Consider the following 13,931-nt stretch of genomic DNA (forward strand, 5'->3'; position numbering starts at 1 on the left):
CCATGCCCGGGCGGAGGGCGCGCCACTCACCTTGCGGGGACAGCAGGCGCTGGCGCGGCAGTCGTGACGGCACGTACTTGCCCCATCGGCGACGACACGGGCGGCAGTTCGACACGCGTGGCAGCGGCGCGCGGACGCAATGGCGCCATGCCTTCAGCCGGGTGCATGGCCTGGCCGTTGTCATAACCGGTCGCCACGGCCTCAAGATAGCCTGACGGAAACTTCTGTTCGGGCGTGACGGCGGATGGGCCCGGCAAGGTGCCTTGCGCCAGCGCCACGCTGTTTGCGCACATGCCCAGCACACGCAGCAGGATCATGGCACGCCGCGCGCGGCGCAGTACGGTACGGGCGCGCGGCTGCGGCTCTTGGGATTCGGTATGGGTGGTCATTGCGGTTCTCCTGGGGAGCCATCGCTCCGGTTGGGACATCGAGCGTTGGCCCCGCGCTCGAGGCTTATTTCGCAATGACCGTGCCACGGACAGAATGGGGCCTGCCGCACGTATTGCGTCACTCGCGGGCTGCCAGAAGAACGAACGGCACCAACAGGCGCCGTTTGGGGTGTTGGCTGCGGACCAACAAACCGGTGAGCGATGTCAATACCGATAGCGATAGCGGTAGCGCTACCGGGGCCGCACCATTGGCGGCGGATACCAGTTGCCGCCGCTCACGGCAGCATCAGGTCCATACGTGCGGAACGTCAGGTGGTAATCCTGTCCGCCCGGCGTCGGCAACCAGTTGCCATCCGGCGCGCCGGACGGCTTCGCCGGCGCAAAGTACAGCGTCAGCGAGCCGTCGCTGCCGTACTGAAGGCGCGACTCCTTGTTGAGCAGGTAGCGCTTCTTCGGATTCTCCATCACCCGAAAATTGACGGCATCGACCGCGATGACCGACCAGAAGTACCGCACGTGGGCCGCCGGAAGGTCGGCCTTCGGGAAGGTCATCGTGTAGGTATTGGCCCCATTGAGCCGCCCGCCCTCGCCGTCAGTCACGCCCTGAAAGTACACGACTTCCTGCGCCGTGTTGGCCCAGATGCCGGCAAAGTTGGTCCGTGTGCGGGCCTTGTAGTCGCTCCCGTACTGTCCGACGACCGTGGGCCGCGCCCACCCGTTGCGCGCCGTCCCGATCTCCGTCGTCAGCGACTGCATGAATTGCGGGATCGCCTTGTCGCGGATCACCCGATCAATGCGTTCGCGCTGGGCCGGATCGGCCGCCACGTCCGCCGCGATCTGGCGCACGCGCGCCTGCAACGGCTCCATGCCCGGATTGATGTCGGGCTCCGAGTCTAGCGCCAGGGCGGCCGAATCGAATGCCTCCACGCCCGGCAACCGCGTATTGGCAAACGCCGGCGTGGCCGGTACCGGATCGATGCGCGGCGTGCCGGTCATGCGGATCTGGATCTGGCGTTGCAACTGCACCGCCTGCTTGCGGTTCTTGCCGATCTCGACACGCGCCAGCACCCTCGCCGTCTTGCCAGGCAGGTCAATGCGGTGGACATCGGGCTGCAGTTCTACGCTCGCACCCTTCAGGCACAGCCCGTAGCGCGCTGCCGCCCGCTGCGGATAGTTGCGCTGGTTGATATTGGCGACCGTCTCGCCCCATCCATTGAGGAACTGCACGGTGTAGTAACGCCCTTTGATCAGCGGCACGCTGAACACCATGCACGTGCGTTCGTCCACGCCGATCCACGCTTCGCTGTACACCACGTCGAGATTGGGATTGGCCCAGCTCACGCCGCCAACGTCCCGGTGCCGCATCTCGTTCCAGCGAAAGCGCTCCTTCTGGAAATCGACCTGCTCCTGCCGCAATACCAGCAGGCGCCCGAGCAGGTAGACATAGGCGTCGGCCACGTCCTGGTCGGCGGTCGTGCTTGCCGACGGCACAGGTTCCTGCTTGTGGCGTTCCTGCTTGTGGGCGCACGCGCACAGCAACGCGGCAACCGTGACGGTCAACAGGGCGGCGTGGGGTCGCATGCGCGTCTCCTGGCGGACTCGGGATGCCACAGATTGCGCCAGCTTGTCGCGCTGCGCAATCACTCCGTGCGTCTGGATGTGTTTTGCGGAACACAATCAAGGCAGCCGCCAGAAAAAACGCTCGGCTCGGCGAATTGCCTGAAATGGGATTCGGCGCCCCCGGCCTGGCGGCACGTCCCGCAGGCCCCCTCCCGGTTAGCCGGCAGAGGCGACGGCGCAAGAATGCGGATCTGCGGCGCGGGTTACGTGGGTTACGCGGGCTTCTCCGCCCACGCCAGCACCGCCGGCATCGGCACGACAAAGTCATTGCCCTTCATGTACGACGCAACCGTGCCGCGCAGCACGGCCCGGATCTCATCGCGCGCCTTGGGACTTTGCGCACGGATGGTGGCCGCGGCACGCACGGTGCCCTGTGCCAGCGCGTCGAAGAGCTGGTCGGGCGCCGAGAAGCGCCACAGCTGCGGCACCTGCCTGCAGGCTGCGCCAGTGAAGCCGGCGTTCTGCAAGGCGCTGATGCATTGCGGCGGATCGCTGAACTGGAAGAAGTTGGGGCCGGCCGGCAGGCCGACATCCATCGACCCATAGGCCCGGATCGCCGCGTAAACGGCGCCGAAGCCGATCGCGCGTTCGGGCGCGTCCCACACCGTGAAGCCGATGCGCCCGCCGGGACGCAGTACGCGGAATGCCTCGCGCAGCGCCTGGTCCGGATCGGTCAGGTGGCACATGCCGAAACCATTGACCACGGCGTCGAAGCTGTCCGCATCGAACGGCAGGTCCTGCGCATCGGCCTGTTCGAAGTGCAGGCCTGGATGGGTCTTGCGTGCCAGCTCCACCTGCGTGGCAGAGAAATCGATGCCGACCGTGTCCGCGCCCCGCCGGGCCGCAGCAGCGGCAACATAGCCAGCGCCGCTGGCCACATCGAGCACGCGCTGGCCGCTGCCGACGTGCGCGCTGTCGAGCAAGGCATCGACTGATTGCGTCGTGACGACCGTGAGCTGCTCGTGGTAGCGGCTGACGACGCCGGGATCTTCCCAGCCGGCCAGCTCGAAATCACGGAAACTCTCCCCCGTGTGATCCATTGCACCCTCCCTTGGCGAAATTCGCTGCGGGGCGCTGGCCTGCCGCCCTGTCTGGCGCGCGCGCCCCCCCGGCACGCCGGTCGCCAGACAGGCGAAGTATAGTCATCACGGGCCACGCGGTCAGCCACCGCGCAACCGCCGTTCGCGCTGCGCCGCCGCACCGCCGGTCAGTCAGCCGCTATCTCGCGCCGGTCACCCGCCATACGGTATTGCCGACATCGTCCGCCACAAGCAGGCCTCCACGCTTGTCGACTGCAACGCCAACCGGGCGGCCCTGCGCGTCGCCGTTCTGGCCGACGAAGCCGGTGAGAACGTCGAACGGCGCGCCATTGGGACGGCCGTTGTCGAACGGCACGAAGATCACCTTGTATCCAGCAAAGGGCTTGCGGTTCCACGAACCGTGCTGGCTCACGAACATGCCGTGCTGAAACCGCGCGGGCAGGCTGTTGCCGACGGCCCCGGTCATGCCGAGCGATGCCGTATGCGCGCCGACCGCATAGTCCGGCACGATCGCCTTGGCCACCATGTCGGGCGCGGGCGGCTTGACGCGCGTATCGACGTGCTGGCCGTAGTAGCTGTATGGCCAGCCATAGAAGCCGCCATCCCTGACTGAAGTGATGTAGTCGGGCACGAGGTCACTGCCGATTTCGTCTCTCTCGTTGACCGAGGTCCACAGTGCACCGCTTGAAGGTTCCCACGCCATGCCGTTGGGATTGCGCAGGCCGCTTGCGAAGATGCGGTGCTGTCCGGTCTTGCGATCCACCTCCCAGATCGCGGCGCGGCCTGCCTCCTTGTCGATGCCGTTCTCGCCCGCATTGCTGTTTGAACCGACCGTCACATAGAGCTTGCTGCCATCCGGGCTCGCGATGATGTTCTTGGTCCAGTGGTGGTTGATCGTGCCTGCCGGCAGGTCCACTACCTTTTGCGGGGATGCCGTGATGCTGGTTTGTCCTGGCTGGTACGGAAAACGCAGCACGGCATCGGTATCGGCCACGTAGAAGTCATTGCCCACGAGCACCATGCCAAACGGCGAGTGCAGGTCCTTGAGGAATACCGAACGCTCGTCGGCCACGCCGTCGCCATTGGTGTCCCGCAGCAGCGTGATGCGGTTGGCGCTGGGCGTGCCCGCACCCGCGCGCTCCTGGACCTTCTTCATGACCCAGCCGCGAATGCCCTTGTGGTCATCCGGTTTCGGCGGCGCGTTGGTCTCTGCAACGAGCACGTCTCCATTGGGCAGCACGTAGACCCAGCGCGGATGATCGAGCTTGTCGGCAAACGCCGCCACGGACAAACCCTCGGCAGCCGTCGGCCGCGCGCCGTCCGCCCACCCTTTTGCAGGTGCGATATGGATGGTTGGAATGAGCGTCTTATCGGGCGGCGGCAATTGCGGCGTGGGGCCGAAGCCCGCTTCCGACGGAAGCTTTGCCGATTCGCCGCACCCGGCCAGGGCCAGGGCCATGGCGATGGCGACCGCGGCAATGGCGTTCGCCGGCGAACGCGACACGGAAAGACGTGGATGCGGCATAGTGGCACCTCCGGACAAAGCGGCCTTGCTTTGACTATAGGTGCGCGCCTTGCCCGTCTCTGTCAGCGCGCAAGTAGCGCGCTGTAGGACGTTGCCCGACACATGTGCCGAGCCCCGCGATGCCTACGCGGCGATATCTCAGCCGCGATGCGGCGTGTCGAGGCCCTTGATTACTGCGGGACGGGCCACGAAGGCTTCGAGTGCGCGCGTCACATGCGGGAAATCGCCGATGCCGACGAGTTCGCCCGCTTCATAGAAACCCACCAGATTGCGCACCCAAGGGAACGTCGCGATGTCGGCGATCGTGTATTGCTCGCCCATGATCCACGACCGGTCGGCCAGGCGCTGGTTCAGCACGTTGAGCAAGCGGCGGCTCTCGGCCGCATAACGGTCGCGCGGACGCTTGTCCTCGTACTCCTTGCCCGCAAAACGGTTGAAGAATCCCACCTGGCCAAACATGGGACCGATGCCGCCCATCTGGAACATGAGCCACTGGATGGTCTCGTAACGTTCCGCGGGATCGGCAGGAATCAGCTGCCCCGACTTGTCGGCCAGGTACAGCAGGATGGCACCGGATTCCCACAGCGGCAGCGGCTTTGCGCCGGGTCCGTTGGGATCGATGATGGCCGGGATCTTGTTATTGGGATTCAGCGAAAGGAACTCGGGCGACAACTGGTCGTTGTGGTCGAAGCGCACAAGGTGCGGCTCGTAGGGCAGCCCGGTCTCTTCCAGCATCGTGGATACTTTCACGCCGTTCGGCGTGGGCAGCGAATAAAGCTGGATGCGGTCGGGATGCTGCGCTGGCCATTTGCTGGCGATGGGATAGGCGGACAGGTCGGACACAAAAACTCCTGGCAACTGGCGGCACGGCATCAATGCCGCGCCTGAATGTCCGATGATAAACCGCCCGTGCAGGCGCTGCAGGCCGGGGCCTTATTGCGCGATACACCGGAATCAAAGCAAAAAGAAAATCGGGATACCGGCAGAAGAAAATCAGCCGGAAAGAGAAAAGGAAAATACGGAAAAAGGGAGGTGGTGCCCATGGGCAGGATCGAACTGCCGACCTCTCCCTTACCAAGGGAGTGCTCTACCACTGAGCCACATGGGCGACGTCCGGTGCTGGGCACTGGAGCGGGAGACGAGTCTCGAACTCGCGACCTCAACCTTGGCAAGGTTGCGCTCTACCAACTGAGCTACTCCCGCGTTGTTTGGCTCCCCGACCTGGGCTCGAACCAGGGACCTACGGATTAACAGTCCGGCGCTCTACCGACTGAGCTATCGGGGAATCAACGCTTCCTCGTTGAGAGGAGGCCGGATTGTACAACGATTGACCGGCAAGGTGTCAAGCGATGGCGCAAGATTTTTTTGAAGTCTCCGTCACTCCGTGCGCCTCGGGTCTTTATGGCCGCGACTGCTTCGCCTTTCACAAAGATCGACGCAACGGTGGCCGCGTGATCGCGCACGCCCAGCGCTACACTGAACCATGACGCACCCGGAGCCCAACCCCATGCCAACCCTTCGCACCCTCTACCCTGCCATCGAACCGTATGCCACGGGCACGCTCGATGTCGGCGACGGCCACGTGATCCATTACGAGCGCGTCGGCACGCCTGGCGCCAAGCCTGCAGTTTTCCTGCATGGCGGACCCGGCGGCGGCATCAGTGCCGATCATCGCCGGCTGTTCGATCCCGCGCACTACGACGTGCTGCTGTTCGACCAGCGTGGCTGCGGCCGCTCCACGCCGCATGCAGGACTGGAGGCAAACACCACGTGGCATCTCGTCGACGATATCGAGCGCTTGCGCGAACTCGCGGGTGTCGAGCGCTGGCTCGTGTTCGGCGGCTCATGGGGCTCGACGCTGGCGCTCGCCTACGCGCAGAAGCATCCGCAGCGCGCGAGCGAACTCGTGCTGCGCGGCGTCTATACGGTGTCGCAAGCGGAGTTGGACTGGTACTACCAGTTCGGCGTGTCGGAGATGTTCCCCGAGAAGTGGGCGCGCTTTCAGGCGCCGGTGCCGGAAGCGGAACGCGGCAACATGATGGCCGCCTATCGCAAGCTGCTGACCGGCGACGACGAGGCAAAACAACTGCAAGCGGCGCGCGCGTGGAGCGTCTGGGAAGGGGAAACCATCACCCTGCTGCCGGACGCGGACAACAGCGCGAAGCACGATGATGCGCATTTCGCGCTGGCCTTCGCACGGCTCGAGAACCACTACTTCACGCACCGCGCGTGGCTTGAAGACGGGCAACTGCTGCGCGACGCGCATCGCCTGGCTGGGATTCCCGGCGTAATCGTGCACGGCCGCTACGATATGCCTTGCCCTGCGCGCTACGCGTTCGCGTTACACAACGCATGGCCTGACGCAGACTTCCATCTGATCGAAGGTGCGGGACATGCGTGGACCGAGCCGGGTATCCTCGATCAGTTGATTCGGGCCACAGACCGGTTCGCGCAGCAGTAACGTCGCCCCGATTTGTGCGGAACCTTAGTCCCGGTCCGGCGCGCCGGGTGGAAACAGCTTGCGGTACGGGCGCGCCTCGTCTACCGCCCGCGCAAATGCGGGCCGCGCCAGCAGCCGGCTGCGGTAAGCGCGCGCGTTGGTCAGGGCCGGGGCCATGGGATGCACCCAGTCGGCATAGAACAGGGCCGGTGCCGCCGCGCAATCCGCAAGGCCGAAGGCACCGGCCGCAGCCCATTCGCGCCCGGCCATGGCACGGTCGAGCCACTGGTATGAACGGTCCAGCAACTGCCTGGCGTCGGCCACCCCTGCCGCATCGCGCTGCCCAGGCGCGCGGATGTAGTCGAACACGATGCGCTGCATCGGCGTCATGACGTAGTTGTCGAAGAAGCGGCCCATCATGCGGACCTCCAACGCGTCGTCGGGGTCCGGCGGAATCCATTGCACGGGACCGCGATGGTGGATGTCGAGGTACTCGATGATGATGGTCGACTCGACCACGGTGCGCCCCGCGTCGACCAGCACCGGCATGCGTTGCATTGGCCAGAGCGCGGCGTGCTCGGCCAGCGTGTCGGGATGCTCCGGCGACAGCATCCGAAATTCGAACGGCGTGCCGTTTTCATACAAGGCAATCAGAACCTTCTGGCAGTACGAGGAAAACGGGTGCGCATACAGCAGCATGGTTACCTCCGGAATGACAGCGAGTTGAACAAATCTGACCGGCACTCCGGCTCAGAACACGCCGAGCGCAAGGCCGGCCGCCAGGCCCGCGCCGACTTCAGCGCAGCGCTCCAGATCGTCGGCGCCAATATTCTTGGGAGCGAGGATGCGCTCCGGCGTCTGCGCGTGCGTGCAGACGATCAAACCCGGCGCCACGCTCTTCAGGCGCCAGCCGGTCGCGATGCGGTCGATCTGCCGCAAGGCGTTCTGCCCGTCACTACCCGCGCAGATCATGGCGGCGTAAGGACGCCCGTTCACGCGATCGAGTGCGGCGTAGTAGCAGCGGTCGAAGAAATCCTTCATCAGGCCCGACATCGCGGCCAGGTTCTCCGGCGTCGCGAACAGGTAGCCGTCGGCGGCAAGTACATCGTCCGGTCCTGCATCAACCGCACGCAGCAGCGTGACCGTGACGTCTGGCTGCTCGCTGGCCGCGTCGGCCGCGGCCAGCGCCATCTGCGCGGTACCGCCAGTCATGGTGTGATAGACGATCAGCAGGGTCTTCATTCGTGCACGCTCATGCTCGCCAATGTCGGGCCGACTGTAGCATGCGCGTGCACGTCACCTACCGTTGCGCCAGCCGCTGCGACAAGCGGCCCAGCAGTGCCGCACCGTCGCCGCGCCACGCGCTGCCATGCATGCACGCCAGCGTGGCCGGGTGCAGATCGGCCAGCCGCTGCAGATGCATCCCGGTATCCGGGCTGTGCGCGTAATAGTCCATCTGCAGACGGAACGCCTCGCTCGATTCGAGGATGTCGCCTTCGGTCAGCGGCGGATTTGCGTCGCCGGGCTGCGTAAAGAGATCGCCGCACAGCAGTGTACGCGTGGTTTCCTCGAACGCCATCGAGCATTCCCAGCCATGCGGCACGTGCGGCGTGGCAAGCCAGCGGATGCGGTGCGTGCCAAGACTGATGACTTCTCCATCGGCCATGGCGCGCGCCGGACGAATGGCGATGTCGTCGATCGACACCATCGCGGCGATCTGGCCGCACAGCGGCACGGCATCGGGTGCGAGTTCGAGAAAGTCATTGAGTGTGCCGCATTCATCGGACTCCACGTGAGAGAACCCGACATAGGCCAGTCGCGACACCGGCATCACACGCTCGATGGCTGCGCGCACCTGCGTGAACAGCTTGCGCGGACCCGTGTGGTAAAGCAACGGCCTGTCATCCACCACAAGGTATTGGTTGAATGAGAAGCCGCCCGGCATGTCCTGCGGCGGGACGGGCGTGGAGATGCGGAAGATACCGTCAGCAATTTCGTCCACGGTGGTGACGGGTCCGGTGTGTTCCATGTTCATTCCCTTCCTTTCTGCCGGGACAACCCGGCCATTGGCCATCACTGGCACTGCTGCCGGATATAGAAGGCCCGTATCCAGCCGGCAAGCCGCAAGACGAATCCGCGCCCGGATCAGCCAGGGTTGCCGGACTTCCTGTCGATGTCGGCGCGCAGGCGCTCTTCCTGCTCGCGCAGCTCCGGGGTGAATGCCTCGCCGAAGTCATCGGCCTCGAACACCTGGCGGATTTCGATCTCGGAGTCGCCGTCCATCGGATTGGGACAGCGCCTGACCCACTCCACGGCCTCGTCCATGGATTTGACCTGCCACAGCCAGAAGCCGGCGATCAGTTCATTGGTTGCCGCGAACGGGCCATCGACCACGGTCCGGTTGCTTCCCGAAAAGCGGACCCGCTTGCCACGCGAGCTCGGGTGCAGACCCTCGCCCGCGAGCATGACGCCCGCCTTGACGAGTTCCTCGTTGAACTTGCCCATGGCCGCAAGCAATTCAGTGCCGGGCATTTCGCCAGCCTCTGACTGCCTGGTTGCCTTCACGATCACCATCACACGCATCGTCATGCCTCCGTGAATGCGCGGCCGGCTACGGGGAGCCGGAGCGCAGTGTTTCAGGATCCACTTTCGTGGTTGTGTCGCGCTAAAGCGCGCATGGCTACAGGTTAATCCAATGCCATGGAATGCAACGTGAAGTTGCGCTCACCGCCCATCAAATCGCCGCGCCAACCCCTTGCTGCGAAACGCGTCGACCACGAACTCGATGAATACGCGCGTGCGCGGCGGCAGCAGCGTGCGGCTCGGGTAGTAGAGCGCGATCGGCCCGTTGTCGGCGTACCAGCCGGGCAGCAGCCGCATCAGCGCCCCGCTCTCTAGCCGTGGCGCGGCATGGGGCATCGGCAGCAGCGCGATGCCTAGCCCGTGCATGGCCGCGTGGGCCATGGCTTCGGGGTCGTCGAAGATCAATCGCGCGCGGTGTTCCGCTGGCGCCTGTTCGCCGACCTGGTTGCGCAAGGTCCACGCGCGCAAGCGGCCGGTGGCGCCTGAACGCCGCACGATGCCGTCAAATGCAAGCAGATCCGACGGGTGCCTGGGCAGCGCCTTTCCCTGCATGAACGCCGGCGATGCCACCGCGACCACGTGCGTCCGGGCAAGCTCGCGCGCGACCACGCCCTCGGTCAATTCGATGCCACCGCCAATGGCGGCATCGAAGCCGTCCCGGATCAGGTCCGTGGGACGGTTCTCGAAGTGCCAGTCCGGCACGATGCCGGGATAGAGCGCCAGGAACTCGCCCAGCAGCGGCACCAGGTACTCGCGCCCGAACGCCAGCGCCATGCCGACCTTGAGCACGCCGGCGGGCTTGCCAGCATCCTCGGCCGCGCCGGCAAATGCATCGCGCAATGCCGAGAACGGGTTGGACACCTGCGAAAAGAACTGCTCGCCGCCCGAGGTCAGCGTCAGGCGCCGCGTGCTCCGATGGAACAGGCGCAGCCCAAGGTGACGCTCCAGGCGCGCGACATTCTTGCTGACCGCGGCCGGGGTCAGCCCCAGCCGGCGTGCCGCCGCCGAGAAGCTGCCCGTTTCAGCGCTATGGACAAAGGATTCGAGCAGGTTCAGGGCTTCCATGCCCCCAGCTTATACCAATGGTTGAAAAAAATGATCCACAGCGATGCCTACCGGTAGGGGAATCCACTGACCATACTTCGACGCACCAACCCCAACGCTTTCAGGAGCAAACATCATGAGCACCACTCTTTCCGGCAAGATTGCCTTCGTCACCGGCGGCGCGCGCGGTATCGGCGCTTCGGTCGTACGCCGGCTGGCGCGCGAAGGCGCGGCTGTGGCCTTTACCTATCAGAGTTCGGGAGCTGGTGCGCACGCACTGGCGGAGGAAATCCATGCCGCCGGCGGACGCGCACTGGCCTTCCAGGCTGATGCGGCGGACGCGGCTTCCGTGACGCGTGCCGTCGATGATGCCGCCCGGCAGTTCGGCAAGATCGACATCCTCGTCAATAGTGCCGGCGTGCTGCTGCTGGGCCCGGTCGACGACTTTTCGCTCGAAGATTTCGACAAGACGCTTGCGGTGAATGTGCGCGGCGTGTTTGTGGCAGCCAAGGCAGCACTGCCCCACATGGGCGACGGCGGCCGCATCATCAATATCGGCAGCGTCAACGCGGATCGCATTCCGTTCGCCGGAGGCAGCGCCTATGCCATGAGCAAGGCCGCGCTGAAGGGCCTGGTGCAGGGCATGGCGCGCGATCTCGGACCCAGGGGCATTACCGTGAACAACGTGCAGCCGGGTCCGACCAACACCGACATGAACCCCGAGCACAGCGACTTTGCGACATCGCTGCATGGCCTGATGGCATTGCAGCGCCACGCGCGGCCCGAAGAGATCGCTGGCATGGTGGCGTACCTCGCCGGCCCGGAAGCAGGCTTCGTCACCGGTGCCAGCCTGAATATCGACGGTGGCTTCGCCGCCTGAGTTGCCCCCACCTTCGCAGGGATACGGTTCATTGCGTGGATACCGTCATTGCATGCAGTGTGCTACTGCGGCACACGATTCCCCAATCATTGCCCGATCGTTCGGGACCGGCGGCCGCTGGCCGGCCGCCGGCTTTTTTCCCGATCCGACGGACGCGCGCAGGACGCCGTGCAACCGGGAATCGCGTACGCAGCAGGCAGTTGAGTAGTTCTACTCTTTCCTGAACTGCTGCGCTGCCGTCATAGTGCCCGCTTCACGCCCATCGGGCCGCGACAGGATAGCCAGACAGACGGTATGAGCAGGCGTAAGGACTATAGCGTCGGCGCACCAGCCGAGAGCCAGGACGGCCAGCGCCGGCGCATCGATGAATGGATGACGCTGGTCGGCCAGCACAAGACCACGCTAGGCTTCGACGACTGGCTTCAGCAGGTTCTCGATGAACAGCACCAGCGCGCTGCGACCGAGGCCGGCCACGGCGTATGCCAGCCCACGTCGCGCTTGCTGCGCCAGGGCGACATGCTGTTCCGGCTGGAACACGGGGCACGCTACCGCGTGCGCCATGGACAGGAGTCTCCGCGCGTCTTCACGTGCGTGTTCGATGGCGAAACGCCCTACATTGCATTCGAGAATGTGGTGACCGGCGTGCGCTTTCCATGGATCACCGTGGACGGCGTATTCCGGCAAACCGAATTGCGTTCGATGGAACGGCTTGACGCCGGGGACGCGGAAAAAAACGTGGAAATCGGCGGGACTGGTCCCATGGGACAGACGTCGCCTGCCTAAGCGTCCTGCATAAGAAAGCGCGGATATATTCGTTCGCGCAAGGGATCGATCGCGTTACGGTTGCATGCTGACCGGGCTGGCTGCAGTCCGAATGATTGACATGGCACGCATAACCGATGACTGCATCCCGAAGACAATTCCTCCGCTACGGCACGGTGGCTACCGCCGCCATCGCCACCGACACGCTTCTTCTTGCCGCACTTCCCGGCGCCGGCGCAGTCCGCGCACAGGGACGCCCGTTATTGAAAGCGGGCGACCAGAAAGGCGGCCTGCGTGCCTTGCTCGAGTCCGCCGATGCACTGCGCGGACTGTCCTACGACATCCAGTGGACAGAGTTCCCTGCCGCGGCGCCGCTCGCTGAAGCGCTCAACGCGGGCGCCGTCGACTGTGGCCCGATCGGCGATGCGCCGGCGATCTTCGCGCTCGCCGCAGGCACGCGCATCCGATTGATCGGCGCCAATCGTTCCGATCCTTATGGCACCGCCATCCTCGTACGCCCCGACTCGCCGCTGAAGAGTGCGGCGGACTTGAAGGGCAAGAGCATCGGCACCAATCGCGGTTCGATCGGCCATTTCGTCGCGCTCAAGGCGCTGGAATCGGCCGGACTGCGGCCGGAGGATGCCAACATCCGCTTCCTGCCACCGGCCGATGCCAAGCTCGCGCTGACCAGTGGTTCGGTCGATGCATGGGCCACCTGGGAACCCTATACCGCCATGGCGGAAACCAGCGGCCATGCACGCGTGCTGGTCAACGGGCGCGGCCTGTGGTCGGGACTGAGCTATGTGGCGGCGACCGACACGGCGCTGGCGGCAAAACGCGCGGTGCTGGCCGATTTCCTGCAGCGCGTGGTGCGCGCGCAGGCCTGGTCCTATCAGCATGTGCCGGAGTTCTCCGCGACGCTTGCGCGCATCATTGGGATTTCTCCGGAGGCGGCGCGCCTGCAGTTCGAGCGCAGGCACACGCAGTGGCAGAAGATCGACGATGCGCTCATTGCCGAGCAGCAGCGCACCGCCGATTTCTACCTGAAGACGGGCCTGCTCAAACAGCGGCTAGACGCGCGCGCCACGTTCGATACCGGCTTCGCTGTCACCTGAGCTTAGTAGCCGTAGTCCACTGGCGCCTGGTAATAGCCGCCCGGCTGCGGGCCGCACGGCACGTAGCCGCCGATGTCGCCGCGATAGCAGTAGCCCGGCGGAACGGCCGGCGCGGCATAGCTCACGCGGGCGGGCGGTGCGTAGGCGACTGGCGCGGGGGCGACGGCGACGGGAGCAGCCACCACAGGCGTGGCCATGGCCGCACCAAATGCGAGGCCGACCAGCGCGCCAACGGCAAGGGCCACGCCGGCCTGAGAGCCGCCGCCATGGTGATAGCGGTCATGCGCCGACGCCGGCCCGGCAGCCAGCAGGGCAAGCGACACGGCGGCAGCGGAAGCGATACGGATAGAGGGGCGCATGTCTGACTCCTGTTTCAGGGGGTACTTCGGTACTGATTTCGTGATGTCATCATGCACAAGAATCGCGCGGTCAGGTGTTTCGGCCGGCGCCCCCAGTTGTTAGCGATGTAACGCGCGCTTCCGCCGGTAACGGACAATTACAACTACGAGGCGACGAGGAAGGCGCATGCGGGG

The 13,931-nt window shown here is 65.2% G+C and carries 16 protein-coding genes and 3 tRNA genes; 4 read left to right on the top strand and 15 right to left on the bottom strand.

Features of this window, described 5'->3' with window-relative positions:
• Positions 1-26 precede the first annotated feature (26 nt).
• From K2O51_RS03920 to K2O51_RS03960, 9 genes are all read right to left on the bottom strand, one after another.
• Positions 27-389: a hypothetical protein gene (locus tag K2O51_RS03920; RefSeq protein WP_011299622.1), complete on the bottom strand. Its 363-nt coding sequence runs from the start codon at positions 387-389 to the stop codon at positions 27-29.
• Positions 390-620: 231 nt separating this feature from the next.
• Positions 621-1,970, bottom strand: coding sequence for a DUF1214 domain-containing protein (locus K2O51_RS03925; RefSeq protein ID WP_220630513.1), 1,350 nt, complete (start codon positions 1,968-1,970; stop codon positions 621-623).
• A gap of 251 nt (positions 1,971-2,221) precedes the next feature.
• Complete coding sequence (locus tag K2O51_RS03930) at positions 2,222-3,049, bottom strand: class I SAM-dependent methyltransferase (RefSeq protein WP_140948778.1); 828 nt, start codon at positions 3,047-3,049, stop codon at positions 2,222-2,224.
• 178 nt (positions 3,050-3,227) lie between these two features.
• Positions 3,228-4,508 carry a PQQ-dependent sugar dehydrogenase gene (locus tag K2O51_RS03935; RefSeq protein WP_373460800.1) on the bottom strand — a complete coding sequence of 427 codons (1,281 nt, stop codon included), beginning with the start codon at positions 4,506-4,508 and terminating at the stop codon, positions 3,228-3,230.
• Between the two features lie 204 nt (positions 4,509-4,712).
• Positions 4,713-5,417 carry a glutathione S-transferase N-terminal domain-containing protein gene (locus K2O51_RS03940; protein ID WP_041680102.1) on the bottom strand — a complete coding sequence of 235 codons (705 nt, stop codon included), beginning with the start codon at positions 5,415-5,417 and terminating at the stop codon, positions 4,713-4,715.
• A gap of 29 nt (positions 5,418-5,446) precedes the next feature.
• Positions 5,447-5,617, bottom strand: coding sequence for a hypothetical protein (locus K2O51_RS03945; RefSeq protein WP_166487063.1), 171 nt, complete (start codon positions 5,615-5,617; stop codon positions 5,447-5,449).
• A tRNA-Thr gene (locus tag K2O51_RS03950) sits at positions 5,608-5,682 on the bottom strand. Before K2O51_RS03950 ends, K2O51_RS03945 begins: the two co-directional genes overlap by 10 nt.
• A gap of 19 nt (positions 5,683-5,701) precedes the next feature.
• Positions 5,702-5,777: transfer RNA gene (locus K2O51_RS03955), tRNA-Gly, on the bottom strand.
• A 6-nt stretch (positions 5,778-5,783) separates the two neighbouring features.
• Positions 5,784-5,859 (bottom strand) — tRNA-Asn (locus tag K2O51_RS03960).
• A 222-nt stretch (positions 5,860-6,081) separates the two neighbouring features.
• Here K2O51_RS03960 and pip point away from each other — a divergent pair.
• The gene (pip, locus tag K2O51_RS03965; RefSeq protein ID WP_220630514.1) at positions 6,082-7,035 is read left to right on the top strand and encodes a prolyl aminopeptidase; all 954 of its coding nucleotides are present in this window, start codon (positions 6,082-6,084) and stop codon (positions 7,033-7,035) included.
• A 24-nt stretch (positions 7,036-7,059) separates the two neighbouring features.
• Here pip and K2O51_RS03970 read toward each other — a convergent pair whose 3' ends face one another.
• The 5 genes from K2O51_RS03970 to K2O51_RS03990 all read right to left on the bottom strand — a co-directional run bounded on the left by K2O51_RS03970 (position 7,060) and on the right by K2O51_RS03990 (position 10,662).
• A complete protein-coding gene (locus K2O51_RS03970; protein WP_220630515.1) occupies positions 7,060-7,713 on the bottom strand; it encodes a glutathione S-transferase family protein in 654 nt (217 codons plus the stop codon).
• 51 nt (positions 7,714-7,764) lie between these two features.
• Entirely contained in the window at positions 7,765-8,256 is a 492-nt protein-coding gene (locus K2O51_RS03975; protein WP_220630516.1) for a flavodoxin family protein, read from the bottom strand.
• 58 nt (positions 8,257-8,314) lie between these two features.
• The gene (locus tag K2O51_RS03980) at positions 8,315-9,043 is read right to left on the bottom strand and encodes an oxygen-binding di-iron domain-containing protein (protein WP_011299614.1); all 729 of its coding nucleotides are present in this window, start codon (positions 9,041-9,043) and stop codon (positions 8,315-8,317) included.
• A 116-nt stretch (positions 9,044-9,159) separates the two neighbouring features.
• Complete coding sequence (locus K2O51_RS03985) at positions 9,160-9,597, bottom strand: YciI family protein (RefSeq protein WP_011299613.1); 438 nt, start codon at positions 9,595-9,597, stop codon at positions 9,160-9,162.
• Between the two features lie 141 nt (positions 9,598-9,738).
• Entirely contained in the window at positions 9,739-10,662 is a 924-nt protein-coding gene (locus tag K2O51_RS03990) for a LysR family transcriptional regulator (RefSeq protein WP_011299612.1), read from the bottom strand.
• 115 nt (positions 10,663-10,777) lie between these two features.
• Between K2O51_RS03990 and K2O51_RS03995 the strand changes: the two genes are divergently transcribed.
• From K2O51_RS03995 to K2O51_RS04005, 3 genes are all read left to right on the top strand, one after another.
• Complete coding sequence (locus tag K2O51_RS03995) at positions 10,778-11,521, top strand: SDR family oxidoreductase (protein WP_011299611.1); 744 nt, start codon at positions 10,778-10,780, stop codon at positions 11,519-11,521.
• 294 nt (positions 11,522-11,815) lie between these two features.
• Positions 11,816-12,304: a hypothetical protein gene (locus K2O51_RS04000; RefSeq protein ID WP_011299610.1), complete on the top strand. Its 489-nt coding sequence runs from the start codon at positions 11,816-11,818 to the stop codon at positions 12,302-12,304.
• 116 nt (positions 12,305-12,420) lie between these two features.
• Positions 12,421-13,398 (top strand): ABC transporter substrate-binding protein, encoded by a 978-nt coding sequence (locus K2O51_RS04005; RefSeq protein ID WP_220630517.1) that lies wholly within the window; start codon positions 12,421-12,423, stop codon positions 13,396-13,398.
• Positions 13,399-13,400: 2 nt separating this feature from the next.
• On the opposite strand, the gene K2O51_RS04010 is transcribed toward K2O51_RS04005, so the two are convergent.
• A complete protein-coding gene (locus K2O51_RS04010) occupies positions 13,401-13,757 on the bottom strand; it encodes a mechanosensitive ion channel protein MscS (protein ID WP_220630518.1) in 357 nt (118 codons plus the stop codon).
• Positions 13,758-13,931 lie beyond the last annotated feature (174 nt).

Origin of the sequence: Cupriavidus pinatubonensis (assembly GCF_019602855.1) — a bacterium.
Lineage (GTDB): Bacteria > Pseudomonadota > Gammaproteobacteria > Burkholderiales > Burkholderiaceae > Cupriavidus > Cupriavidus pinatubonensis.